The sequence below is a fragment of the Bacteroides sp. AF32-8BH genome, from assembly GCF_003435205.1.
Lineage (GTDB): Bacteria > Bacteroidota > Bacteroidia > Bacteroidales > Bacteroidaceae > Bacteroides > Bacteroides ovatus.
Window position 1 is genome coordinate 1,128 of record NZ_QVLZ01000109.1, and the last position, 447, is coordinate 1,574.

The 447-nt window shown below is 57.5% G+C and carries 1 protein-coding gene; it reads left to right on the plus strand.

The annotated features are described in order from the left end of the window. Window positions 1-447: MobV family relaxase (gene mobV / locus DWZ47_RS30225; protein ID WP_233525142.1), on the plus strand; the 447-nt coding region annotated here is incomplete at both ends.

A 447-nucleotide genomic window follows, 5' to 3' on the forward strand; every position in this document is an offset into this window, starting at 1 on the left:
TATCGAGCGTTTCATCATACCGAAGAACGCCGACCCCACACGCACACACCTGAACCGCAGGCTCATCGAATACCCCGACGGGGTGAAAGACCGTTCGGCGGCTATACAGCAGAGATTAGAAGAAGCGGGGCTGACACGCAAAATCGGAAGCAACCAAGTACGGGCAATCCGCATCAACGTGTCGGGAACGCACGAGGACATGAAGCGGATAGAGGAAGAGGGGCGTTTGGACGAGTGGTGCGCCGACAATCTGAAATACTTCGCCGACACGTTTGGAAAGGAGAACATCGTGGCGGCTCACCTGCACAGGGACGAGGAAACGCCGCACATACACGTTACGCTCGTCCCCATCGTCAAGGGAGAGCGAAAGCGCAGGAAAAGGGAGGAACAGGCGAAGAAGCGATACCGCAAGAAGCCGACCGACACCGTGAGGCTGTGCGCAGACGA